Origin of the sequence: Pseudoxanthomonas sp. SL93 (assembly GCF_026625825.1) — a bacterium.
In the GTDB taxonomy this organism is placed as follows: domain Bacteria; phylum Pseudomonadota; class Gammaproteobacteria; order Xanthomonadales; family Xanthomonadaceae; genus Pseudoxanthomonas_A.
Genome location: NZ_CP113065.1, coordinates 1,174,533 through 1,197,066 on the forward strand (window position 1 = coordinate 1,174,533; position 22,534 = coordinate 1,197,066).

Below are 22,534 nucleotides of genomic sequence, written 5' to 3' on the forward strand. Positions count from 1 at the left end.
GGCGTCCTCAGGCTACGCGGTAGTTGTCCTGCATCGGATAGATGCGTGCATACAGGGCGAAGGCCAGCGCCGCCACGAACGCGAACCCGGCGAAGAAGAACATCAGGAAGGCGTTCTCCGTCCAGCCCTGCGACTGGATCCAGCCGATCACCGCCGGGTCGCGCACGCTGGCATTGGTCAGCAGCACCCACAGCCCGCCGAACGTGCTGGTCAGGTACCAGAACGCCATGATCACGCCCTTCATCGCCATCGGCGCCTGGCTGTAGGCGAACTCCAGCGCCGTCGCGGATACCAGCACCTCGCCGAAGGTCAGCAGCAGGTACGGCAGCGTCTGCCACGCCAGCGACACCTGCTCACCGTCGTCCATCTGCAACTGAAGCATGCCGGCGACGATCCACGACAGGGCCGAGATCGCGATGCCCCAGCCCATCCGGCGCAACGCCGTGACGTTGAAGCCCATGCGGCGCAGCGCCGGGTACAGCACCAGGTTGTTGAACGGGATCAGCAGCATGACCATCAGCGGATTCAGCGCCTGCATCTGGGTGGCGTCCTTCACCAGCCAGCTGGGCCACCACCACAGGTCGTGCGGGATCACCATCGCCTTGCCCTGGATGACCCAGGTGGATGCTTTCTGGTCGAACAGCGACCAGAACGGCGTGACCAGCGCGAAGACGATCAGGATGCGCAGCACCGAACGCACGCCTTCGATGGCGGCATCCGGGTGCGCGCCACGTGCGCGCTCCAGCTGCAGCGACGTGCCGAAACCGATGCCCGCGATCACCGCGCCCAATGCCAGGCAGGCGGTGATGACGAAGCCCCAGGCTTCCGGCCACAAGGCGACCCCGGCGAACTTCAGCGCCCACAGCACCAGCATCACTGCAGCGCCGACAATGCCGACGGCCGCAACCACCGTGCCGGCGCCCACGCCCTTGCCCAGCAATGCGCTGCGCACGATGTTGAGGAACGAATCCGGGTCGGTCCCGCGCGACGGCGGCACGTTGACGTACTGCTTGCGCCCGGCCCAGAAGATCACCGTGGCGATGAACATCAGGATGCCGGGGATGCCGAACGCCCACGCCGGGCCCCAGCTGCGCAGTACCAGCGGCATCAGCAGCGAGGCGAAGAACGAACCGAAGTTGATGATCCAGTAGAACGCGTCGAAGACGACCTTGGCCTTGCTCTTGTTGGTCTGGTCGAACTGGTCACCGCAGAACGTCACCACCAGTGGCTTGATGCCGCCCGAGCCGAGTGCGATGAGGAACAGGCCGGTATAGAAACCGGTGGCGTTGCTTTCGAACAATGCCAGGCACGCATGGCCGGCGCAGTAGATCAGCGAGAACCACAGGACGGTGTTGTACTTGCCGAAGTAGCGGTCCGACAGCCAGCCGCCGAGCAGCGGGAAGAAGTAGACACCGATGACGAAGCTGTGGAACAGGTCCTTGGCAGCGCCCTCCCTCGATGCCTGGTCCGGCAGGTAGGCCAGCAGCACCGAGCTGATCAGGAACGGCACCAGGATGTTGCGCATCCCGTAGAAACTGAACCGTTCGCACGCCTCGTTGCCGATGATGTAGGGGATCTGGCGGGGCATGCGGCCCTGGCTTGCGGCGTCTGCTGTCGTGCTCATCCGAACTTCCGGTACAAAGTTGTCGAAGGGTACCGTATCCGCCCCGGCAGGGTCGAACCGCCGGTTCATGCACAGCCGCGCGCGCGCCAAGGGCTGGGCCTGACCGCGATGCCGGGGCATCATGCGCACCTTGCCCCTGTTCAGGACATGCCGATGCTGCGACCGCTGTGCGCCCTGCTGATTGCCTTCGCCCCGCTGGCCCATGCCCAGGCGCCGCTGACCACGGTGTCCGAACGCTCCGGCTTCATCGAGACCGGCCGTTACGACGAAGTGCCTGCGCTGTGCGAGGCGTTCGCGCGGCAGTATCCCAAGGCCGTGCGCTGCACCACCTTCGGCACCACGCCGGAAGGCCGCCCGATGAAGGCGCTGGTGGTGTCCACCAGCGGTGCGCTGACGCCGGACCTGGCGCAGCGCCGCGGCCTGCCGGTGGTGCTGGTGCAGGGTGGCATCCATGCCGGCGAGATCGATGGCAAGGACGCGGGTTTCCTGGCGCTGCGCGAGGTGCTGGAAGGCAAGGCCGCGGCCGGTGCGCTGGACAAGCTGGTATGGGTGTTCGTGCCGGTGTTCAACGTGGACGGCCACGAGCGCTTCGCCGCCTGGAACCGACCCAACCAGCGCGGCCCGAAGGAAATGGGCTGGCGCACCACCGCACAGAATTTCAACCTCAACCGCGACTACGTGAAGGCCGACGCACCCGAGATGCGGGCGATGCTGCAGCTCGTCCAACGCTGGGACCCGCTGGTCACGGTGGACCTGCACGCCACCAACGGCGCGCAGTTCGAGCACGACATCTCCATCCAGGTCGAACCTGTCCACGGCGGTGATGCCGGCCTGCGCAATGCCGGGCTGGCGCTGCGCACGTCGGTGATCGATGCCCTGGCACGGCAGGGATCACTGCCCCTGCCCTACTACCCGTCGTTCGTCGTCAGTGACGACCCGACTTCCGGCTTCGAGGATGGCGTGCCGCCGCCGCGCTTCTCGCATGGCTATTTCCTGCTGCGCAACCGCATCGCGATGCTGGTGGAAACGCACTCGTGGAAGGAGTACCCGGTGCGGGTCGGGATCACCCGCAACACCGTGGTATCGGTGCTGGAACAGGTCGCGGCGCAGGGCAAGGACTGGTTGGCCGCCGCGCGGCAGGCGGACGTGTCGGCGGCACGGATTGCCGGCCAACCCGAACCGTTGACGTACGCGGCCGCGCCCACGGCACGCACCGTGGACTTCCGCGGCTACGCCTACACACGCACGAAATCCGAGGTGTCCGGCGCACTGATGACGCGCTATGACGAGACCACGCCGCAGGTCTGGAAGGTGCCGTTGAAAGACGACATCCGGCCTGCGCTGGTGGTCAACGCGCCCCGCGGCGGCTACCTGGTACCCGCCGCCCATGCGGCGTGGGTAGCCGAACGGCTCAAGCTGCATGGCATCGACTACCGCATCCTCGGCAAGCCATGGCAGGGCCAGGCGGATGCCTTCCGTGCCGGAAAGAGCAGTTTCGCGACGACGTCCGTTGAAAGCCACCAGCGCCTGACCGTGGAAGGCGAATGGAAGAAGGAAACGCGCAGCGCGCCGGTGGGCTCGCTGTTCGTCCCCATCGCGCAGGCCCGGTCGCGGCTGGTGATGGCGCTGCTGGAGCCGCTGGCGCCGGATTCACTGCTTGCCTGGGGCGAATTCAACAATGCCTTCGAGCGCAAGGAGTACATGGAGGACTACGTGGCCGAAGCCGTCGCCCGCGACATGCTGCGTGATCCGGCGGTCAAGGCCGCATTCGAGCAACGGTTGAAGGAAGACAAGGCGTTCGCCGGCGACCCGGGCGCCCGGCTGGAGTTCTTCCATCGCCGGCATCCGTCATGGGACGAGCGCTACCAGCTTTACCCGGTGTTGCGTCTCGACACCGCGCCTTGATCTGCGGGTAGCGCTGTTGCAGGCGCGACAAGCGAAGGTCGTCACCCCAGCCGCATCACGCCATAGCGCGGTGCGGCGTTGCCACAGCTGGTTTCGGTCAGCGGGGCACCCATGTCCGCCAGGACCTCGCGCTGCTGCGCCAACGGCGTGCGGATCGTGCGGTTCTCGTACTCGGCCAGCTTCTGGAAAGCTGCCAACTGCAGCACGCGCGAGACGAATGCCGCTGTCTTCGGCCAACGCGCGTCGTCGATCTGATAGCGCACGAACGCCGCGTTGCGGAAGAAGCTGGCGATGCTGATGTCGGCGATGGACAGATCGCCGAAGAGCCAGCCTTCGACGGGCACCAGCGACTCGAGGTAGTCCAGCGCCACCGGAAGTTCCTCCTCGCGCGCCTTGCGCACCACCTCGTCGTTGCTGCCCTCGTTGAACAGGAACCTGCGCACGCCCTGCTGGAAGAACATGCGCCAGATGATCACGTCGCCCAAGTACGAGTCGGCGTACTCCTCCAGCCAGCGCGCCTTCGCGCGCATCACCGGATCGGCGGGATACAGCGACGGCTGCGGAAAGCGGTCCTGCAGGTACTCGCAGATCACCGTGGAGTCGTTCAGCACGAAGTCGCCGTCCCTCAGCACCGGCACGCGGCGCAGCGGGCTGAGCCGGCTGAATTCCTCGTCGCCCACGAACGGCGCGATCGGGTCGATGCGGTAGTCGATGCCTTTCAGCTCCAGGCACACCAGCACCTTGCGTACGTAGGGCGAGATGTAGTTGCCGATGATGACCAGGGGTTCGCTCATGCCATGCCTGCGGTGCGCCGGGTGAAGCGGCAGCGTGCGGGCGGCAACCGCGCGGGTCAACCCAGGGCGGTGTCGAGCGCCATCATCAGGCAGAAGCCGATCGCCAGCCCCAGCGAGGCCGTGGCACCGTGGCCATGGCGGTTGGATTCGGGGATCACGCTGTGCGCCACTGCGATCAACATGGCGCCGGCGGCGAACGCCAGCCCCCACGGCAACAGCAACGACGAAATCCCCACGGCCCACGCACTGAGGATCGCCGCCAGCGGCTCCACGACCCCGGACAGGGCGGCGATGCAGACTGCTTTCGCGCGGGACATGCCCGCACCGGCCAGGATCAACGCCACCACCAGGCCTTCCGGAACATCCTGCAGCGCGATGCCCATCGCCAGGCCTTCGGCGCCGCGCAGCCCGCCCCCGGCGGCCACGCCGACGGCCATCCCTTCGGGCACGTTGTGGAGCAGGATGGCCAGCACGAACAGCACGACGCGCGTAGGTACCAATTGGCGCTGCGCGTCCAGCGGATCGTCGACCAGCGAGCGGTCCAGGACCAGCAAGCCCGCCGCTCCCAGCATCACGCCCGCACTGACCAGCCCCGCCGCGCCCCACGCGGAGTAACCGGCGCGCCCGGCCGCCTCCAGGCCGGGCAGCACCAGCGAGAACGCGGTGGCCGCCAGCATCACGCCGCCACCGAAACCGAGCAGGCCATCGGAGAGCCGTTGCGGAATCGAACGCACCACCAGGACGGGCAAGGCACCCACCGCGGTCGCCAGCGCGCACAGCGCGCCGCCACGCAACGCCGTTCCCATGCCGGGCGAAAGCCCTTCGACAGGGGATTGCATCACCACCCAGGCACTGGCCATGACGACCGCCGTCACCACCGCCAGGTACGGCCAGGCGGCAGTGGTCTGCGTATAGGCCAGCGGTTGCAGGACACGGTTCATGCGAAGGTGCTCCCGTCGTGGGTGGCAGCGGGCTTGCGCGAATCCAAGGGACTGCGCCATCCGGAACGGGACGGCTTCGTCCGGATACTACGCCGCCGCCTTCGGGCGGACCAATCGCAAAGCTGAATCAGGCCGATTCAAGGCGGCAATGCAAGGACATGGCGTCCGTACCGCTCTGCTCGGCAGGCCTCAACGCTTCTGGTACTTCCAGTGCCGCGGCTTGCCTTCCGCCATCCATGCCACGGCCTGCTCGATTCTCCTGGCGCGCGTCTCGGCACGCTTGGCGTCGGTGATCCATTCCGCGTACTCGCGCTGCTGGCTGGGGCTGAATGCCTGATATGCCGCCAAGGCCGCGGGCGTGCGCTTCAATGCCGCCCCGAGATCGTCGGGCAGCTCCGCCCGCGGGCGAGGTGTTCCGACCTTGCCGGTGCGTGGTGTTTTCGCCCCTGCTTCATTCAAGGCCATCGCCGTGCGCACCTGTGCGATCAATGCGCGCTTGGGCGGCAGGTCCTTCAACAGGGCCAGCCTGCCCAGGCTGCCCATCCCGTCACGCGCCTGCGTGCCCATCACCTCGGCATGCTTCCAGAAACCGAACGACGCATGCTGCTTGAACGCCGCCATCTGGCACAGGATGCCGCCCCCATACTGGAACGACGGCATGCCCCATTTCAGTGTCTCCTCCACCGACGGGCAGGCCTCGTGCACCCACGCACGCAGGCGCGCGAGGATGGGCTGCGCGAACGGTGCGGCGCGGGCAATGTAGTCATCGACGCGGGGATCGGTCTTGGGCATGCAGGGTCTCCACACTGTCGTTGCCCGCACTCTACGCCTGGCCGGGCGTCGCGGGTCACGCCGTACTTCTCCCTGCACGTGTTGACGATCCATTACGACAGGCGCGGCTATGCTGGCCGTGACACTACCGGGAGAAGGACATGACCCGCCCCTTGCTGACCCTCGGCTGCCTGCTGGCACTGGCGGCCTGCCAGCCGGACACACCTGGCGACGGCGAATCGGCTGCTGCCGTCCCGCCAGCGGCATCCACCGCCATCCGCGGCAGCGCGACCTACCTGGAACGGATGGCGCCGCTGCCTGGCGCGACGCTTACCGTGCAGTTGATCGACAACCAGCTGGCGGACACGCCTGCGGCGGTCATTGCCACGGCCGAGTTCAAGGATCCCGACGGCCCGCCCTTTGCCTTCGTGCTGCCCTACGATGCGGCCAAGCTGCGCGGGAACGGCCAGTATGGCCTGCATGCGGGACTGCGCGATGCACAGGGCAAGCTGTGGTTCGTGACCGACACGCGGGTGCCGGTCACGCCGGGCTCGGCGCAGCCGGTGGAGTTCCGGATGGTCCGCACCGGCACGCCGGCCGATGCCGCCTCCCCGACCTACTGGCAGTGCGGCGACCAGCGCATCAGCGCCCGTTTCGACAACGCGGTCGGCACGGTGGTGATCGACATCGACGGCACGGCATTGACCTTGCCACAGGCCCAATCCGGCTCCGGTGCCCGCTATGCCGACCAGGCCGGCAACGAGCTGTGGAACAAGGGCCGCGACGCCACCCTGACCCTGGCCGGCAAACCGCAGGTCCAGTGCACGCAGACCGAATCCGGTTCGCCCTGGGAGGCGGCCAAGGCGCGTGGCATCGGTTTCCGTGCCATCGGCACCGAGCCCGGCTGGCTGGTCGAAGTGGGCACGGGCGAAGCGCCGTCGCTGCACGCCGAACTCGACTACGGCGAACGCAAGCTGCATGTCGAACGCATGCAGGCGACCCCGGAAGGCTTCACCGGCACCACCAGCGACAAGCTTTCGATCACGCTGGCCACGCGGCGCGAGGCCTGCAGTGACGGCATGAGTGATGCCACCTACCCCGCCACCGCCGTGCTGACCGTGGGCGACAAGACCTACCGCGGCTGTGGCCGCTTCCTGAGCGAATGATTCCGACATGAGCCGACGTTCCCGCGCCCGCCGCCAGTCCAGCCTGCGCCTCCCCCTCTTCGCCCTGGTGGTGCTTGCCCTGATCGGCGCCGGCGCCTGGTGGTGGTCGCAACGCGACGCGACGCCATCGGCCGCCCCCGTCGCCGAAACGCAGGAAGACACGGGTGATCCAGCACGTGTGAATGAAGTGCTGCCCTTGCCGCCCGTCGAGCAGACTCGCCCGACCGAACCGGCGAATGCCGCCACCGCGGCGCAGGATCCGTTGCCGGCCTTCCTGCCGGCCGAAGCCCGCCATACCTTGAAGCTGATCCAGCACGGTGGCCCGTTCCCGCATCGCCAGGATGGTTCGGTGTTCGGCAACCGCGAAGGCCACCTGCCCCGCCAACCCAATGGCTACTATCGCGAGTACACGGTGGACACGCCGGGGCTGGACCATCGCGGCGCCCGCCGCATCGTCACCGGCGGGCAACCGCCGCGCGAGTACTACTACACCGACGACCACTACGAAAGCTTCCGCCGCTTCGAAACCGGCCCATCGGGAACCCCCACGCCATGAGTGAATCCGGTTTCGACCCCGGCCTGACCGACGCCAGCCATGCTGGCGTATTTTTCGTCACCGACGAAGATCTCGATGCGCTGGCCGCGGCCAGCCGCGATGCCGGCCTGCTGGCCCGGCGCATCGACCTTTCCGGGTGCGACGGCAAGTCGGCCCTGCTGCTGCGCATGGCGACGATCCTGGATTTCCCCGACAGCTCCGGCCGCAACTGGGATGCGTTGTCCGACAGCCTGCGCGACCTTGAATGGCTGCCAGCGCCCGGCTACGTGCTGCTGTTCGAACAGGCGCACGATCTGCGCGAGCGCAACGAAGCCGATTTCGACACCCTGCTCGACATCCTGGACGAGGCTTCGCAGGCGTGGGCATCGGATGACACGCCTTTCTGGGCCTTCATCGCGCTGCCCGAGGAAGATTTCCCAGACCTGCAGTAAGGGCGAGCACACGTGGAGCCGGCGGGGGCGGCGTCGATCTGCGAGAATGGCGCATGCTTGATTTCACCCACCTCCCGCTGGGCCCCGGCCTGCAGCAGGGCGTCGACGCGCTCGGCTACACCCGCCCGACCCCGATCCAGGCGCAGAGCCTGCCCGCCATCCTCGCCGGTCGCGACGTCATCGCGCAGGCGCCCACCGGCAGCGGCAAGACCGCCGCGTTTGGCCTGGGCCTGCTGCACCGCCTCGACGTGGGCACCGGACGCACGCAGGCCCTGGTGCTGTGCCCCACCCGTGAACTGGCCGACCAGGTCGCCCAGCAGCTGCGCAAGCTGGCACTCGGCATTCCGAACCTGAAGGTACTGACGCTGTGCGGTGGCATGCCGCTGGAACCGCAGCTGCGCTCGCTGGAAGCACACGACCCCCATGTGGTGGTCGGCACGCCGGGCCGCATCCAGGAACTGCTGCGCAAGAAGGCCCTGCACCTGGCCGGCGTGCGCACGCTGGTGCTGGACGAAGCCGACCGCATGCTCGACATGGGTTTCGAGGAACCCATCCGCGAGATCATCGGCAGGACGCCGCGGGAACGGCAGAGCCTGCTGTTCTCCGCCACGTTCACCGACGCCATCCGCGAGATCGCCCGCAACACCCTGCGCGACCCGCTGGAGGTCAACGTCGACGCACCGCAGGAACAGGCGGTCATCGAGCAGCGTTTCGTGCGCGTGGACCCCGAACGCAAGCAGACCGCGTTGGCCGGCCTGCTGGCCCAGCGCGGCGTGGATTCGTGCGTGGTCTTCTGCAACATGCGCAAGGACGTGGACGAAGTGGCCGGCTCGCTGCAGCACTTCGGGTTCTCCGCGCTTGCCCTGCACGGCGACATGGAGCAGCGCGACCGCGACGAGGTGCTGGTGCGTTTCACCAACCGCAGCTGCAACGTGCTGGTCGCCAGCGACGTGGCGGCACGTGGTCTGGACATCGAGGACCTGGCGCTGGTCGTCAACTACGACATGCCCAGCGACGCCGATACCTACGTGCACCGCATCGGACGCACCGGGCGTGCCGGGCGCGAGGGCCTGGCCATCAGCCTGTGCACGCCACGCGAACTGCCGCGGGCCACGGTGATCGAAGAACGCATCGGCGCGCCGCTGGTGTGGGATCGCAGCATCCCGGCCGCGCCCCGGGCACATGCTGCGCCGCCTGCCTCCATGACCACCCTGCGCATCGACGCGGGCAAGACGGACAAGCTGCGTCCCGGCGATGTGCTGGGCGCGCTGACCGGCGACGCCGGCCTTCCGGCCGCGGCCATCGGCAAGATCAACGTCTTCGCCACCCGCACCTATGTCGCGGTGAAGAACGACAAGGCCGCGGCCGCCCTGTCACGGCTCAATGCCGGCAAGATCAAGGGCCGCAGCTTCCGCGTCCGCAAGCTCTGATGCTTTTGCGGAGACAATAAAAAACGCCGGCGCTTGCGCACCGGCGTTCTGGCGAACTCGAAGTTCAGCGCTGGATTACAGCGGCTGCACCTGGTCGGCCTGCATACCCTTCTGGCCCTGGACAGCCACGAACGTAACGCTCTGGCCTTCCTTCAGGGTCTTGAAGCCGTTGCCCTGGATCGCGCGGAAATGCACGAACAGGTCAGGGCCGCTCTGCGGGGTGATGAAGCCGAAGCCCTTGGCATCGTTGAACCACTTGACGGTACCGGTCTGACGGTCAGACATCTTTACTAACTCCTGGAACTAGGTTTGAAGAAAAAATCGCGGCACCGGACTATTCCGGACCGAGACTGAGTTGCAGGCGTTGGTAAAGCGGGAAGATGTAGCAGATGTATCTACCGCATCAGGCTCACGATTCACGGTGACCCTGGCAAGCACAGTGACGGCACTCTACCCGGCTTTTCAGGCAAAAGCGAATTTTTTTGCACAATGCCCGCTGACCGGGGCCAAATCCAGCCAGATCAAGGGCTTTGACCGACCTTTCGGGCCCCGCTGGGCCGCCGGACGCCCTGAAACCGGAGCTGGCGCCGGCCAGCCCGTATGATGACGCCCCATTCCCCCCTGGCCCTCCCCGTCCATGGCCCTCAAAGCCACCGTCATCAAAGCCGAACTGCAGATCACCGACATGGACCGCCATTACTACGGCGCCCATGGCCTGACCCTGGCGCAGCACCCTTCCGAGACCGACGAACGACTGATGGTGAGGCTGCTGGCGTTCGCCCTGCATGCCGACGACCGCCTGGAGTTCGGCAAGGGGCTGAGCAACGAGGAAGAGCCCGACCTGTGGCGCAAGGACTACACCGGCCTGATCGAGCAGTGGATCGACCTGGGGCAGCCGGACGAGTCCCGCATCCGCAAGGCCTGCGGACGCGCACGCGAGGTGGTGGTGGTCAACTACGGCGGCCGTGCGGCCGACCTCTGGTGGGAAAAGAACGCCAGCACCCTGTCCCGCCACCAGAACCTGACCGTGCTGGACATCGCGCCGGATGCAGTCGAGGCACTGACCGCGCTGATGCAGCGCGGCATGCGTTTCCACGTGATGATCCAGGACGGCGAGATGCAGTGGATGACCGATGACCGCAATGTCAGCGTCATCCCCACCATCCGCCAGGCGGGTCTCGCGCGGGCCGCCTGACCCGATGGCGCATACCCACGACGTACTGGTCGTCGGCGGCGGCGCCGCCGGCCTGATGTGCGCCCTGACGGCCGGCCAACGCGGGCGGCGCGTGATGGTGGTGGAACACGCCAACAAGGTGGGCAAGAAGATCCTGATGTCCGGTGGCGGACGCTGCAACTTCACCAATACGGGCACCACGCCGGCCAATTTCCTGTCGGCCAACCCGCACTTCTGCAAGTCCGCGCTGGCGCGCTACACGCCGGCGGATTTCATCGGAATGGTGGACCGGCACCGCATCGCCTGGCACGAGAAGGAACTCGGACAGCTGTTCTGCGACGTCTCGTCCAAGCTGATCGTGAAGATGCTGGTGGACGAGTGCACCGCTGCCGGCGTCCGCATCGAAACCGATTGCAGCGTCGAGCGGGTACACCACGGCGACGACGGTTTCCGCCTGCACACCCGGCATGGCGTGTTCGCCGCACCGTCGCTGGTGGTGGCCACCGGCGGGCTGTCGATCCCCAGCATGGGGGCGACCGGCTTCGGTTATGAACTTGCGCGCCGGTTCGGCCATGACGTGCTGCCTACCCGCGCCGGGCTGGTGCCACTGACACTGAGCGGCAAGCACCAGGAGCGCCTGCAGGACCTCAGCGGCGTCGCGCTGCCGGTGGAAGCCCGCTGTGGCCGCCAGTCGTTCCGCAACTTCATGCTGTTGACCCATCGCGGCGTCAGTGGCCCCGCCATCCTGCAGATCTCCTCCTACTGGCAACCGGGCGACGACCTGCGCCTGGACCTGCTGCCCGGGCAGGACGCGCTGGCGTGGCTGAAGGACCAGCAGAAGCAGCGCCCGGAGGCGGAACTCAAGACGGTGCTGTCGGAAGCGCTGCCGCGCCGGTTCGCCCAGCGCCTGTGCGAGGTCTGGCTGCCGAACCGGCCGATGAAGCAGTACAACGAGCCGCAGCTGCGCGAAGCCGCGGACGTGCTGGCGCGCTGGCCGCTGGTCGCCAGCGGCACCGAGGGTTACCGCACGGCAGAGGTCACGCTGGGCGGCGTGGACACCGACGGTGTTTCCAGCAGCACGATGATGTCGACGAAGCTGCCCGGGCTGTTCTTCGTCGGCGAGGTGCTGGATGTCACCGGCTGGTTGGGGGGCTACAACTTCCAGTGGGCCTGGGCCTCGGGCCACGCAGCCGGGCTGGCGGTCTGACGCACTGCGGCGTTCGTTGCCCGGATGCGTTTGCTAGGCTGCTGGAAACCGGTGTCATCCATGAGTTTTCCGCATGCCAGAACCCCGTCCTCCCTTCCGGTCCCGACGCCGGTTCCTGCAGCAGGCGGCGGGCGTGGGCGCTGTCGCGGCATTCGCGCCACGCCCTTCCCTCGCGTTCGCCCCTGCGGCCTCCGTCGCCACCACCCGCAGTGGCCGCATCGCGGGATATCTCGACCGGGGCGTGCATGCCTTCCGCGGCATTCCCTACGGGAGTGATACGTCGACGCGCCGTTTCCAGCGTGCGCTGGAGGAAACACCGTGGACAGGGCTGCGGCAGGCGACCCGCTTCGGCGCTTCGGCGCCCCAGCGCGGCGATGCGGATGGTCATCCGGTCAGCGAGGACTGCCTGTTCCTCAACGTGTACACGCCTGCCCTGCGCGATGGCCGCAGGCGACCCGTGCTGTTCTACATCCACGGCGGCGGCTACAACAACGGTTCCGGATCGCATCCGCTGTATGACGGCGTGAACCTGTGCCGGCGTGGCGACGTGGTGGTGGTGACGGTCAACCACCGGCTCAATGCGTTCGGTTACCTCTTCCTGGGCGAGCTGGACGGTGATGCGCTGGCCGAATCCGGCAACGTGGGCCAGCTGGACCTGATCCAGGCGCTGCACTGGGTGCGGCAGCATGCCGACGAGTTCGGCGGTGACGCGGGCAACATCACCGTGTTCGGGCAATCCGGCGGCGGCGCCAAGATCGCCACGCTGATGGCGATGCCGGAAGCAGCCGGCCTGTTCCACAAGGCGATGACGATGAGCGGCCAGCAGGTCACGGCCGCCGGCCCGCGCGCCGCCACCCAGCGGGCGGAGCTGTTCCTGCAGACGCTCGGGCTTTCGGCGACGCAGACTGACCAGCTGCGCACCCTGCCGATGCAGAAGCTGCTGGACGCCACCACGGTGCGCGATTTTTCGCGCGCGGAGAACACGGGTCTGTACTTCGGCCCCGTGCTGGACTCGCGCACGCTGCATCGCCATCCCTTCCATCCGGATGCGCCCGCGCAGTCGGCCGGCATCCCGATGATCATCGGCAACACGCGCGACGAAACCCGCGCCTTCCTAAGCAACGATCCCAGCAACTTCACGCTCACGTGGGAACAACTGCCGGCCAGGATCCGCGAACAGCAGTACGTGGATCTCTCACCGGAGGTGGTCATCGCCGAGTACCGCCGGCTCTATCCCCACTACACGCCGACGGAAGTCTTCTTTGCCGCGACCACGGCCGGCCGTTCGTGGCGCGGTGCCGTCATCGAAGCCGAAGAGCGTGCTAAACAGGGCTCACCCGCGTGGGTCTATCAGCTGGACTGGCGCTCACCCGCGGAGGACGGTCGGCTACGGGCCTTCCACACGCTCGACATTCCATTGGTGTTCGACAACGTGGCGGCCGAAGGGGCGAAGACAGGCACCGATGCACGTGCGCACGCGATGGCCGCGCGCATGAGCGAAGCGCTGATCGCGCTGGCACGCCGGGGCGACCCCAACCATGCCGGTATTCCCCCCTGGTCGCCGTACACGCTGCCGCAGCGGCAGACCATGGTGTTCGACGACGACAGCCGGCTGCAGGACGACCCGCGCGGCGGCGAGCGCAGGCTCTATGAGCGCGTACCGTTCATCCAGCGCGGCACGATGTAGGGCGACTCTGACCTCCCGATTGCTCCGTGGCGAGACCGGGGCTGCAAAGCATCTGCCAGCCATCCGCTGCCGACGGCCCGCAACGATGGGCCGCGGCCCACGCTACGGCTGCATGACCCCGGCGGCGATCTCGAACGAACGCAGCCGTGCGCCGTGATCGAAGATGTTGGCCGTCAGCATGATTTCGTCGGGGCGGTGGCGCTGGATGAAATCGCCGATGCCCTTGCGCACCGTGTCGGCATCGCCCACCACCGAACACGCCAGCGCCTGCAGCACACCCGCTTTTTCGTGCGGCTGCCAGTAACTCTCGATGTCGTCGATGGGGGGCGGCACCAGGCCTGCCTTGCCGCGCCTGAGGTTGACGAAGGCCTGCTGCTGGGTGGTGAAGAGCCGCCGTGCCTCGGCATCGCTCTCCGCCGCGACCACGTTCAGGGCCAGGACCGCGTAGGGCGTGGCCAGGCGTTTCGACGGGCGGAAGTCGCGGTGGTAGACCAGCAACGCCTGGTCCATCGCGTCCGGCGCGAAGTGCGACGCGAAGGCGAACGGCAAACCGAGCGCCGCCGCCAGCTGCGCGCTGAACAGGCTCGAGCCCAGCAGCCAGACCGGCACTGCCAGTCCCGCGCCGGGGACGGCACGCACGGCCTGCCCTTCCTGCACGGGTTCGAAGTAGCGCAGCAGTTCCTGCACGTCCTGCGGGAACTGTTCGGCGCTGTCGAAATAGCGGCGCAATGCACGGGCCGTCGCCTGGTCGGTGCCGGGCGCGCGGCCCAGCCCCAAGTCGATGCGTCCCGGGTACAGCGATGCCAGCGTGCCGAACTGCTCCGCCACCTGCAGCGGCGAATGGTTGGGCAGCATGATGCCGCCCGAGCCCACGCGGATCGTCGACGTCGCGCCGGCCACATGACCGATGAGCACCGCCGTCGCCGCACTGGCAATGCCGGGCATGTTGTGGTGTTCCGCCAGCCAGTAGCGCTGGTAACCCCACGCCTCGGCATGCTGCGCCAGGTCGCGCATGTTGGCGAAGGCCTGGGTGGTGTCGCTGCCTTCACAGACGGGCGCGAGGTCAAGCAGGGAATACGGGATCACGGCAATTCCATCGGGATGCATGCATCTTCAATGGGGACGCGCGGGAGAGGATTCCAGCCCCGCACATCGGGATACACCTTCCCACCGCCGTGGCGATGCCGCGCCTTCACATCAGGTGGCGCAACTGCGGCAGGTACTTCTCCGCCGAACCGGTATTCACCACGACGACGCGTTCCCCCTGCGCGATCAGGCCGCGGTCCAGCAACTGCGGCAGCGCGGCCAGGCACGCGGCGCCTTCCGGGCCGATCCATTCCGGTTTCCCACGCCACAAGCGTGCGAACTCCGCGGCGATGTCGTCTTCCGCCACCGCCACCGCCGCGCCTCCACTGGCGCGGATGATCTGCAGCACGCGGAAATGGCCGACGCCGCCGGGCACGTTCAGCCCCGTTGCAAGCGCCTGCCCTGCTTCGACCACCGTGGTGTCGTCGGCGCCGCTGTCGAATGCGCGCACCAGCGGCGCGGTCGCCGCGCTCTGCACGCAGAACATCTTCGGCCGCCGCGCATCGATCACCCCCAGCGCCTGCAGTTCATCCCAGGCCTTCCACATGCCCAGCACGCCGGTGCCGCCGCCGGTCGGATACACCACCGCGTCAGGCAACGACCAGAGGCGCTCGCCAGGCGCGGGCTCCGCCAGTTCCAGGCCCAGCGACTTCTTGCCCTCGATACGCCAGCCCGGCTCCTGGAACGTCGCCACCGAGAACCAGCCGCGTGGAACGTACTGCTCCTTCAACAGCGCACCGGACTCGCGGATGGTCGGCCCCTTCAACACCAGTTCCACCTGCCCGGGAAAACGATGCGCCGCCGCGGCCACGCTGCCCATGATCGGCAGCGGCGTGTCATCGGGCATCGCCACCACCACCGACAGATCGCCGGCCAGCGCGTACCGCACCAGCGAATCACCGGCATTGCCCTGCGTGGGAACGGCCAGCTTGCGCAATCCCAGCCGCCTCGCCTGCGCGACCACCATCGCCATGCCGCGATCCTTGAAACTCTGCGTGGGATTGGCGCCGAACCCGGCGTGTGCCCTGCCCTCGTCCTTCAGCTGCAGGACGATGCCCGACTGTCGTGCCGATGGATGATGGTTGAAGTCCAGCAGCGGCGTGCCCCCTTCACCCAGCGCGACCACATGCGCGGCGTCGCGCGGGTCGCGGATGTCGAGCGCCATCAGTCCGCCGAAGCGCCACATGTCGCGCCGGCGCGGATCGTACCAGGCGGCATCCGGCTGCTCGGCCGCCAGCCGCTCGAGATCCAGCACCATTTCCACCGGCCGGCCATCAACAGGATCGAGGTTCATCGGCACGTCGGCGGAATACTCCACGCCTGAAGCCAGACCACGCAAACAACGCACGTACGACATCGTTTTTCCTTCGCTTCGATGGGATTGACGCTCGGCACCCCACGCCGTGGCGGGCGGACGCGCTCAGCTCAACAGATCGAACGGCCCGCCCTGCTCCAGCGCACGCTGGTACGCCGGCCGCGCATGGATCTGCTGAAGGAAGCCGGCGAGTTTCGGATATGCCGCCAGGCCCGCGCGCGCGGCGGCCGCTTCGACGGGAAAGCTCATCTGGATATCGGCCGCGCTGAACTGGTCGCCGGCAAACCAGGCATGCCGCGACAGCTCGCCCTCCATGTAGTCAAGGTGCAGCTTCACCTGCGGCGACACGAAGCCGGACAGCGCCTTGTCGGCGATCCCGCGGGCCACCGGGCGCGCGAAGAACGGCATCGGCGCCTTCTTCAGGCGCGAGAACACCAGGCTCAACAGCATCGGCGGCATCGCGGAGCCTTCGGCGTAATGCAGCCAGTAGCGGTAGCGCAGGTGCTCGGGCGTACCCGGCGAAGGCGCGAACCGGCGCGCGGCGTCGTAGCGCTCCACCAGCGTTTCGATGATCGCCCCGGACTCAGCCAGCGTGTCCTTGCCGTCCACCACCACCGGTGACTTCCCCAGCGGGTGCACCCGGCGCAATTCGGGCGGCGCGAGCAGGGTGGCGGCATCGCGCTGGTAGCGGACCACCGTGTAGTCGAGCCCCAGCTCCTCCAGCAGCCACAGCACGCGCTGCGAGCGCGAATTGTTGAGATGGTGCACGGTGATCATGCGGCGGGCTCCAAGGGGGGAAGGCGCATCTTAGCGTCGTCGCCCCGTTGCTGGCGCCGTGCTCGTAAACGCTGCAGGATTGTTCCGCTCAAGAGCTGCAGGACAGCATCGAGCACCCCGCACGCTGGCGCGCCCAGTCGGGGCGCCGCTGCGCGAAGCGTTCGCGGCCAGGCTGGTCGTCGTAGGGCCGGCGCATCACGTCCAGCAGCTCGGCGATCCCGGTAGGGTCGCCTGCCTCGGCGGCGTCGATCACCTGCTGGGCCAGGTAGTTGCGCAGCACATAGCGGGGGTTGGCCAAGCGCATCACCTGCCGGCGCTCGTCCGCGGACAGCGGATCAGCGCTGCGCCGCGCGGCATACCGGGTCAGCCACGCGCGCAACGCCGGCTGCACCGCATCGCGCTTGGCCGTGTCGTAGAACGCCTCTTCGAACGCCGCCATGCCTGCATCGTCGACGTCCGCCTCGATCAGCGCGCGGAAGAACAGCGTCATGTCGATCTCGCCGGCCTGCATCAGCACCTGCAGGTCCTGCATCAGCACCACGTCATCGTCGCCGCACCGGGCCAGCCCCAGCTTGCGCGCGATGTTCTCGCGGTCACAGCGGGCGTACGTGTCGGCATAACGCTGCAGGCCTTCCTGCAGGGCGTCGACGCCTTCGAACAGCGGCGCCAGCGCCTGCGCCAGGCGACTCAGGTTCCACCACGCCACCCTGGGCTGCCAGCCGAAACGGTAGCGTCGCCCCTGTGCATCGGTGGTGTTGGGCGTCCAGTCGGGGTCGTAGTCGTCGATCCAGCCATAGGGACCGTAGTCGATGGTCAGGCCCAGCACGGACATGTTGTCGGTATTCATCACCCCGTGCACGAAGCCCACGCGCATCCAGTGCGCCACCATCACCGCCGTGCGTTCGCACACCTCGGCGAACCACGCGGCGTACAGCGCCTCGCCCTCCCCCGACAGGTGCGGGAAATCGCGCTGGATGGTGAAATCCACCAGCTGCCGAAGCAGGTCGATCTCGTCGCGTGACGCCGGCAGCTGGTAATTGCCGAAGCGCAGGAACGACGGTGCCACGCGACAGACGATGGCGCCGGGCTCGGGCTTCGGATGCCCGTCATAGAACATGTCCCGCACCACGTCCTCGCCGGTCGCGACCAGGCTGAGCGCCCGCGTCGTCGGCACGCCCAGGTGGTGCATGGCCTCGCTGCACAGGAATTCGCGGATCGAGGAACGCAGCACGGCGCGACCATCGGCGGTGCGCGAGTAAGGCGTGGGGCCCGCGCCCTTCAGCTGGATCTCCCAGCGCTCGCCCGCGGCGTTGATGGCCTCGCCCAGCGTGATCGCGCGCCCGTCGCCCAGCTGGCCGGCCCAGTTGCCGAACTGGTGGCCACCGTAGTTGGCCGCGTAGGGATGCATGCCGGGCAGCAGCGCGTTGCCTGCGAACACCTGCGCGAACGCCGGCGAGGCCAGGTCTTCCTCGGCAAGGCCAAGCAACGCCGCCACCTCCTGCGAATGCGCAAGCAGGGCGGGTGCGGCGACCGGCGTGGGCGTCACCGCCGACCACAGCGCGCCGCGCACCTCGCGCCGGCGCGGTCCCTGCTCCGGGTCGCCGGGCAGCTCGCGCACGAATGCGTTGTCGAAGCGAAGTGCCGGCAGGCGGTCGCTCACGCCGCCTGCACCTTGGCGTCCACCAGCGGCTGCAATGCCGGATCCAGCGCGACGCGTTCGTCGAACACGAAGCAGCGGCCTTCGTAACCCTGCCCGCCGACCTCCTCGAAGTAACCCAGGATGCCGCCGTCGAGTTGCAGCACGTTGTCCATGCCGTCGTCGCGCATCCACAGCGCGGCCTTTTCGCAGCGGATGCCGCCAGTGCAGAAGCTCACCACGGTGGCGTCCTTCAGCGCTTCGCGGTGGGGTTCCAGCGCCGCCGGCAGATCGGTGAACCTGGCGATCGGCAGGGTAAGCGCACCCGCGAACGTCCCGTAGGCCACCTCCTGGTCGTTGCGCGTGTCCAGCATCACCACGCGCCGGCCGTCGTCGTCATGCCCCTGCTGCAGCCACCGCGCGACCGTGGCAGGCTTCACGTCCGGGGCGCGCGCGTGCAGGGGCGTGGTGCCTTCCCGGCGGAAGCTGATGATCTCGCGCTTGAGCTTCACCTTCAGCCGTGCGAACGGTTGCGCGAGGCTTTCGCTGTACTTCACGCGCAGACCTTCGAAGCGTGCGTCTTCGCGCATGGGCGCCAGGAATGCCTCGATGGCATCGGCATCCCCGGCCAGGAACATGTTCACGCCTTCCGGCGCCACCAGCACGGTGCCGCGCAGCGCGAGCGATCCGGCGCGCTCGCGCAGGTCGGCGACCAGCGCTTCGGGTTGGTCGAGCGGGGTGAAGTGGTAGGCGGCGATGTTGGTGACCATGCGGCATTTTACCGTCCGTCGGCCGCCAGCCCCTTCATTCAACCATGTGGTTGACAATTCCGGGCACATGCGGAATGCTCAACCACATGGTTGAACATGATGCCTCCCAGCTTGATGCGGTCTTCCACGCCCTTGCCGACGGCACCCGCCGGCGCATGCTGCGCAGCCTGGGGGCCCGCCCATGCAGCGTCGGCGAGCTGGCCGCGCCGTTCCGGATTTCGCTGGCGGCGGCGTCCAAGCACATCAAGGTGCTGGAGCGCGCCGGGTTGGTGACGCGGCAGATCCAGGGTCGCACGCACCTCTGCCACCTGCGTGCGGAAGCACTGGCGGCGGGCCAGGAGTGGCTGCGCCACTACGAGCAGTTCTGGAACCAGCGCCTGGACGCCCTGGAGGCCGCGCTGGAAGCCGATGCCCCTCCCCCCACCCAACCTGCCCGCCGCAAGGGAAAAACGGCATGAGTACATCCTCGTCCCCGGATACCGTCGACGTCAGCGTCCGCCGCACATTCAACGCGCCGCCGGAACGCGTCTTCGATGCGTGGCTGACGCCGCGGTTGCTGGGCCAGTGGATGTTCGGGCCGCGGGTGCGCGACGAGAACGTCATCCGGCTTGATGTGGACCCGCGCGTCGGCGGGCGCTTCTCGATGCTCGTCGACCGCAACGGCCAGATGATCGATCACGTGGGCGAATACCTGGTGGTGGATCGTCCCCGCCACCTTGAATTCACCTGGGGCATCCGCGGCGAATCCGATGGCGACGACAGCCGCGTGATCCTGCGTTTCAGCGCCACGCCGTCCGGGTGCGAACTGCACCTGACCCACCGTCTGCCCCTGGTATGGGCCGACTACGCATCCCGTACCGAACAGGGCTGGCGCACCATGCTGGACGCGCTGCACGCCGTGTTCGACTGACCCAGGAGTCATCGCATGAACGACAGCCACGGCACCCTCATCGCACCGGATACGCTGCGCCTGCAGCGTTCGCTGCCGGGACCCATCGAACGGGTCTGGACCTACCTGACCGAATCGGAGGCACGCGGTCGCTGGCTGGCGCGCGGCGACATGGAACTCCACCCCGGCGGCAAGGTGCAGCTGACGTTCCAGCACGATCAGTTGTCGAAGGAGCACGCGCCCACGCCGGAGCGCTACCGCACCGACGACGGCTGCCACCACCAACACGGCCACGTCATCGCCTGCGAGGCCCCTCGCCTGCTCAGCTTCACCTGGCGCGAAGCCGATGGCGGCCACTCCGAAGTGCGCTTCGATCTGGCGCCCGAAGGCGAACGCGTGCTGCTGACCATCACCCACAGCCGCCTGCGCAGCCGCGACATGCTGCTCAGCGTATCGGCCGGATGGCATGCGCATGTCGGCATCCTGCTGGATCACCTGGAAGGACGCGAGCCGGCCAGCTTCTGGCCCGCGCATGAGCGCCTGCAGGCCGACTACGAACAGCGGCTGCCCCGCCACGCCGCCTGAGCGGAGAGGTCAGAGCAGCACGTAGGGCAGCGCCAGGGTCAGGCCCAGCACCAGCGCGATGGCGGCCAGCATGCCCAGCACGTACCACGGGCGCGCCCTGAACAGGCCCGCAAAGGTTTCGGCACGCCCTTCGCGCGCGGCGGCGGCGCGCTCCTCGAGGGCGCGCGCACGGCGCTGCTGCTGGTAGTCGGCCATCAGCGCCTTCGCACGCGGCAGTGCATCGGCATCGTTCAGCCAAATGCCACCAGCGGAAATACCCCACGTACTGGGCTGGGTTTCGTAGAAGTCGATCGCATGGCGCTTCAGCAATTCGCGCACATCATCGGCTTCGTCGTCCGGTACGTTGCGAAGATTGAGGAAGAGCTTGGCCATGCCGACAGTCTAACCGCTGCGGCCACACCCCATCCCAGGAGGCTCCATGCTGTTGCAGGACAAGATTGCCGTCATCCATGGTGGCGGCGGCGCCATCGGCGGCGCGGTGGCACGCACGTTCGCGGGCGAAGGCGCGCACGTCCATCTGGTCGGGCGCACCCGTGGACGGCTGCAGGCCGTGGCCGATGCGATCATCCACGCGGGCGGACGGGCCAGTCTCTGCGTGCTCGATGTCATGGATGCCGCCGCTGTCGACGCCGACCTGGCGGCCCTCGCCGAAAGCCAGGGGCGGATCGACATCGCGATGAATGCCATCGGCATCGCCCATGTGCAGGGCGTGCCGTTCACGGATCTGGCGCTTGATGATGCGATGCAGCCCGTGCAGGCCTACGTGGCGTGCAACTTCATCACCGCGCAGGCCGCTGCCCGGCACATGCGTCGCCAGGGCGGCGGCGTGCTGCTGACACTGTCCACGCCCGGCGCGCGGCTGACCGGCACCGGATTCCTCGGCAACGGCGTGGCCAGCGCGGCGGTGGAGGCATTCTCCCGTCTGCTCGCTGGCGAACTCGGCGGTGAAGGCATCCGGATGGTCTGCCTGCGCCCGGATGCGCTGCCCGACGCGGTGGCGCATTCGCATACGGGCGAGGTGTTCGGCGGCATCGCGCGCGGCATGGGCATCACCGTCGAAGCGATGCTGGCCGGGCGCGCGCAGGACGCCACCCTGCTGAAGCGCCTGCCCACGTTGCAGCAGGTCGCCGACTACGCCGCGTTCGCGGCCTCGGACCGCGCAGGGGCGATGACCGGCGTGATCGCCAACCTCAGCTGCGGCTCGCTGGTGGATTGACGCATCGCGCGCCACGCGGGGCGATGCGCTACCCTGCGCGCCCCGTATGAAGGAATTCCCGATGCGTTCGTTGATGCTCGCGCTGTCCGTCGCCCTCCTCGCCGCCTGCGCCCCTGCCGGCCCACCGCCGGGCGGCAGCGTCGCGGAGCTGCAGCGCATCGATCGCCAGGCCGGCACCGGCAACACCGCCACCGGTGGCAGCGACGTGACCGTGCACTACACGGGCTGGCTGTACGACGAGAATGCGCCGGAGAAGCGTGGCGCCAAGTTCGACAGCTCGGTGGATCGCGGCCAGCCGTTCACCTTCCTGCTGGGCGCCGGCCAGGTGATCCGCGGCTGGGATGACGGCGTGGCGGGCATGAAGGTAGGCGGCAAGCGCACGCTGCTGATCCCGTCCGAATACGGCTACGGCCGCAAGGGCGCCGGCGGCGTGATCCCGCCGAATGCGTCGCTGGTGTTCGACGTGGAGCTGCTGGACGTCAAGCCACACGAGTAAGTCGCCCTGACGCGGATGGCTGCCGCGACGGGGCCGCCATCCAGGGTGCGCCGCGGAAAGCAGCACGCGCGCGTCGCG

23 protein-coding genes and 1 pseudogene are annotated in these 22,534 nt (G+C 68.0%); 13 read left to right on the plus strand and 11 right to left on the minus strand.

Translation table 11 applies throughout. From position 1 onward, the window contains the following. Positions 1-7: 7 nt before the first annotated feature. Complete coding sequence (locus OVA13_RS05430; RefSeq protein WP_267792775.1) at positions 8-1,624, minus strand: POT-type proton-dependent oligopeptide transporter; 1,617 nt, start codon at positions 1,622-1,624, stop codon at positions 8-10. 153 nt (positions 1,625-1,777) lie between these two features. On the opposite strand from OVA13_RS05430, the gene OVA13_RS05435 reads away from it, so the two are divergent. Continuing rightward, positions 1,778-3,529 (plus strand): M14 family metallopeptidase, encoded by a 1,752-nt coding sequence (locus OVA13_RS05435; RefSeq protein ID WP_267792776.1) that lies wholly within the window; start codon positions 1,778-1,780, stop codon positions 3,527-3,529. 41 nt (positions 3,530-3,570) lie between these two features. Here OVA13_RS05435 and OVA13_RS05440 read toward each other — a convergent pair whose 3' ends face one another. The 3 genes from OVA13_RS05440 to OVA13_RS05450 all read right to left on the minus strand — a co-directional run bounded on the left by OVA13_RS05440 (position 3,571) and on the right by OVA13_RS05450 (position 6,056). Further along, positions 3,571-4,323, minus strand: a complete 753-nt coding sequence (locus OVA13_RS05440; protein WP_267792777.1) for a glutathione S-transferase family protein — start codon at positions 4,321-4,323, stop codon at positions 3,571-3,573. A 56-nt stretch (positions 4,324-4,379) separates the two neighbouring features. Then, the gene (locus OVA13_RS05445) at positions 4,380-5,264 is read right to left on the minus strand and encodes a ZIP family metal transporter (protein ID WP_267792778.1); all 885 of its coding nucleotides are present in this window, start codon (positions 5,262-5,264) and stop codon (positions 4,380-4,382) included. A 189-nt stretch (positions 5,265-5,453) separates the two neighbouring features. Continuing rightward, positions 5,454-6,056, minus strand: a complete 603-nt coding sequence (locus OVA13_RS05450; protein WP_267792779.1) for a YdeI/OmpD-associated family protein — start codon at positions 6,054-6,056, stop codon at positions 5,454-5,456. 140 nt (positions 6,057-6,196) lie between these two features. On the opposite strand from OVA13_RS05450, the gene OVA13_RS05455 reads away from it, so the two are divergent. The 4 genes and pseudogenes from OVA13_RS05455 to dbpA all read left to right on the plus strand — a co-directional run bounded on the left by OVA13_RS05455 (position 6,197) and on the right by dbpA (position 9,618). Beyond that, positions 6,197-7,201 (plus strand): MliC family protein, encoded by a 1,005-nt coding sequence (locus OVA13_RS05455; RefSeq protein WP_267792780.1) that lies wholly within the window; start codon positions 6,197-6,199, stop codon positions 7,199-7,201. A 262-nt stretch (positions 7,202-7,463) separates the two neighbouring features. Then, positions 7,464-7,757: pseudogene (locus tag OVA13_RS18005) on the plus strand (ribonuclease domain-containing protein); the annotation flags it as partial. Further along, on the plus strand, positions 7,754-8,188 hold the full coding sequence (locus OVA13_RS05465; RefSeq protein WP_267792781.1) for a barstar family protein: 435 nt from the start codon (positions 7,754-7,756) through the stop codon (positions 8,186-8,188). The pseudogene OVA13_RS18005 and the gene OVA13_RS05465, both read left to right, overlap by 4 nt. A 53-nt stretch (positions 8,189-8,241) precedes the next feature. Further along, the gene (dbpA, locus tag OVA13_RS05470; RefSeq protein WP_267792782.1) at positions 8,242-9,618 is read left to right on the plus strand and encodes an ATP-dependent RNA helicase DbpA; all 1,377 of its coding nucleotides are present in this window, start codon (positions 8,242-8,244) and stop codon (positions 9,616-9,618) included. Positions 9,619-9,693: 75 nt separating this feature from the next. Here the strand turns inward: dbpA and OVA13_RS05475 are convergent, their stop codons facing one another. Then, a complete protein-coding gene (locus tag OVA13_RS05475) occupies positions 9,694-9,903 on the minus strand; it encodes a cold-shock protein (protein WP_267792783.1) in 210 nt (69 codons plus the stop codon). A 352-nt stretch (positions 9,904-10,255) separates the two neighbouring features. Between OVA13_RS05475 and OVA13_RS05480 the strand changes: the two genes are divergently transcribed. The 3 genes from OVA13_RS05480 to OVA13_RS05490 all read left to right on the plus strand — a co-directional run bounded on the left by OVA13_RS05480 (position 10,256) and on the right by OVA13_RS05490 (position 13,686). Further along, positions 10,256-10,813, plus strand: coding sequence for a YaeQ family protein (locus OVA13_RS05480; protein WP_267792784.1), 558 nt, complete (start codon positions 10,256-10,258; stop codon positions 10,811-10,813). 4 nt (positions 10,814-10,817) lie between these two features. Then, positions 10,818-11,999, plus strand: a complete 1,182-nt coding sequence (locus tag OVA13_RS05485) for a BaiN/RdsA family NAD(P)/FAD-dependent oxidoreductase (protein WP_267792785.1) — start codon at positions 10,818-10,820, stop codon at positions 11,997-11,999. A 73-nt stretch (positions 12,000-12,072) separates the two neighbouring features. After that, complete coding sequence (locus tag OVA13_RS05490) at positions 12,073-13,686, plus strand: carboxylesterase/lipase family protein (RefSeq protein WP_267792786.1); 1,614 nt, start codon at positions 12,073-12,075, stop codon at positions 13,684-13,686. Between the two features lie 102 nt (positions 13,687-13,788). On the opposite strand, the gene OVA13_RS05495 is transcribed toward OVA13_RS05490, so the two are convergent. The 5 genes from OVA13_RS05495 to OVA13_RS05515 form a co-directional block, all read right to left on the minus strand. After that, the gene (locus OVA13_RS05495) at positions 13,789-14,772 is read right to left on the minus strand and encodes an LLM class flavin-dependent oxidoreductase (protein ID WP_267792787.1); all 984 of its coding nucleotides are present in this window, start codon (positions 14,770-14,772) and stop codon (positions 13,789-13,791) included. A gap of 106 nt (positions 14,773-14,878) precedes the next feature. After that, complete coding sequence (locus OVA13_RS05500; RefSeq protein WP_267792788.1) at positions 14,879-16,129, minus strand: threonine synthase; 1,251 nt, start codon at positions 16,127-16,129, stop codon at positions 14,879-14,881. A gap of 63 nt (positions 16,130-16,192) precedes the next feature. Beyond that, positions 16,193-16,864 carry a glutathione S-transferase gene (locus tag OVA13_RS05505; RefSeq protein WP_267792789.1) on the minus strand — a complete coding sequence of 224 codons (672 nt, stop codon included), beginning with the start codon at positions 16,862-16,864 and terminating at the stop codon, positions 16,193-16,195. Between the two features lie 88 nt (positions 16,865-16,952). Continuing rightward, positions 16,953-18,512, minus strand: a complete 1,560-nt coding sequence (locus OVA13_RS05510; protein ID WP_267793456.1) for a protein adenylyltransferase SelO — start codon at positions 18,510-18,512, stop codon at positions 16,953-16,955. A gap of 8 nt (positions 18,513-18,520) precedes the next feature. Continuing rightward, on the minus strand, positions 18,521-19,270 hold the full coding sequence (locus OVA13_RS05515; RefSeq protein WP_267792790.1) for a sulfurtransferase: 750 nt from the start codon (positions 19,268-19,270) through the stop codon (positions 18,521-18,523). 86 nt (positions 19,271-19,356) lie between these two features. Here OVA13_RS05515 and OVA13_RS05520 point away from each other — a divergent pair, with 86 nt between their 5' ends. The 3 genes from OVA13_RS05520 to OVA13_RS05530 are packed head-to-tail and all read left to right on the plus strand — an operon-like array spanning position 19,357 to position 20,744. After that, the gene (locus OVA13_RS05520; RefSeq protein WP_267792791.1) at positions 19,357-19,728 is read left to right on the plus strand and encodes an ArsR/SmtB family transcription factor; all 372 of its coding nucleotides are present in this window, start codon (positions 19,357-19,359) and stop codon (positions 19,726-19,728) included. Further along, the gene (locus OVA13_RS05525; RefSeq protein WP_267792792.1) at positions 19,725-20,180 is read left to right on the plus strand and encodes an SRPBCC family protein; all 456 of its coding nucleotides are present in this window, start codon (positions 19,725-19,727) and stop codon (positions 20,178-20,180) included. The genes OVA13_RS05520 and OVA13_RS05525 overlap by 4 nt, the downstream gene beginning before the upstream one ends. Positions 20,181-20,195: 15 nt before the next feature. Further along, on the plus strand, positions 20,196-20,744 hold the full coding sequence (locus OVA13_RS05530; RefSeq protein ID WP_267792793.1) for an SRPBCC family protein: 549 nt from the start codon (positions 20,196-20,198) through the stop codon (positions 20,742-20,744). Positions 20,745-20,753: 9 nt separating this feature from the next. Here OVA13_RS05530 and OVA13_RS05535 read toward each other — a convergent pair whose 3' ends face one another. Next, positions 20,754-21,116 (minus strand): DUF6164 family protein, encoded by a 363-nt coding sequence (locus tag OVA13_RS05535; RefSeq protein ID WP_267792794.1) that lies wholly within the window; start codon positions 21,114-21,116, stop codon positions 20,754-20,756. 46 nt (positions 21,117-21,162) lie between these two features. On the opposite strand from OVA13_RS05535, the gene OVA13_RS05540 reads away from it, so the two are divergent. Continuing rightward, on the plus strand, positions 21,163-21,960 hold the full coding sequence (locus OVA13_RS05540) for an SDR family NAD(P)-dependent oxidoreductase (protein ID WP_267792795.1): 798 nt from the start codon (positions 21,163-21,165) through the stop codon (positions 21,958-21,960). 61 nt (positions 21,961-22,021) lie between these two features. After that, complete coding sequence (locus tag OVA13_RS05545; protein ID WP_267792796.1) at positions 22,022-22,456, plus strand: FKBP-type peptidyl-prolyl cis-trans isomerase; 435 nt, start codon at positions 22,022-22,024, stop codon at positions 22,454-22,456. Positions 22,457-22,534 lie beyond the last annotated feature (78 nt).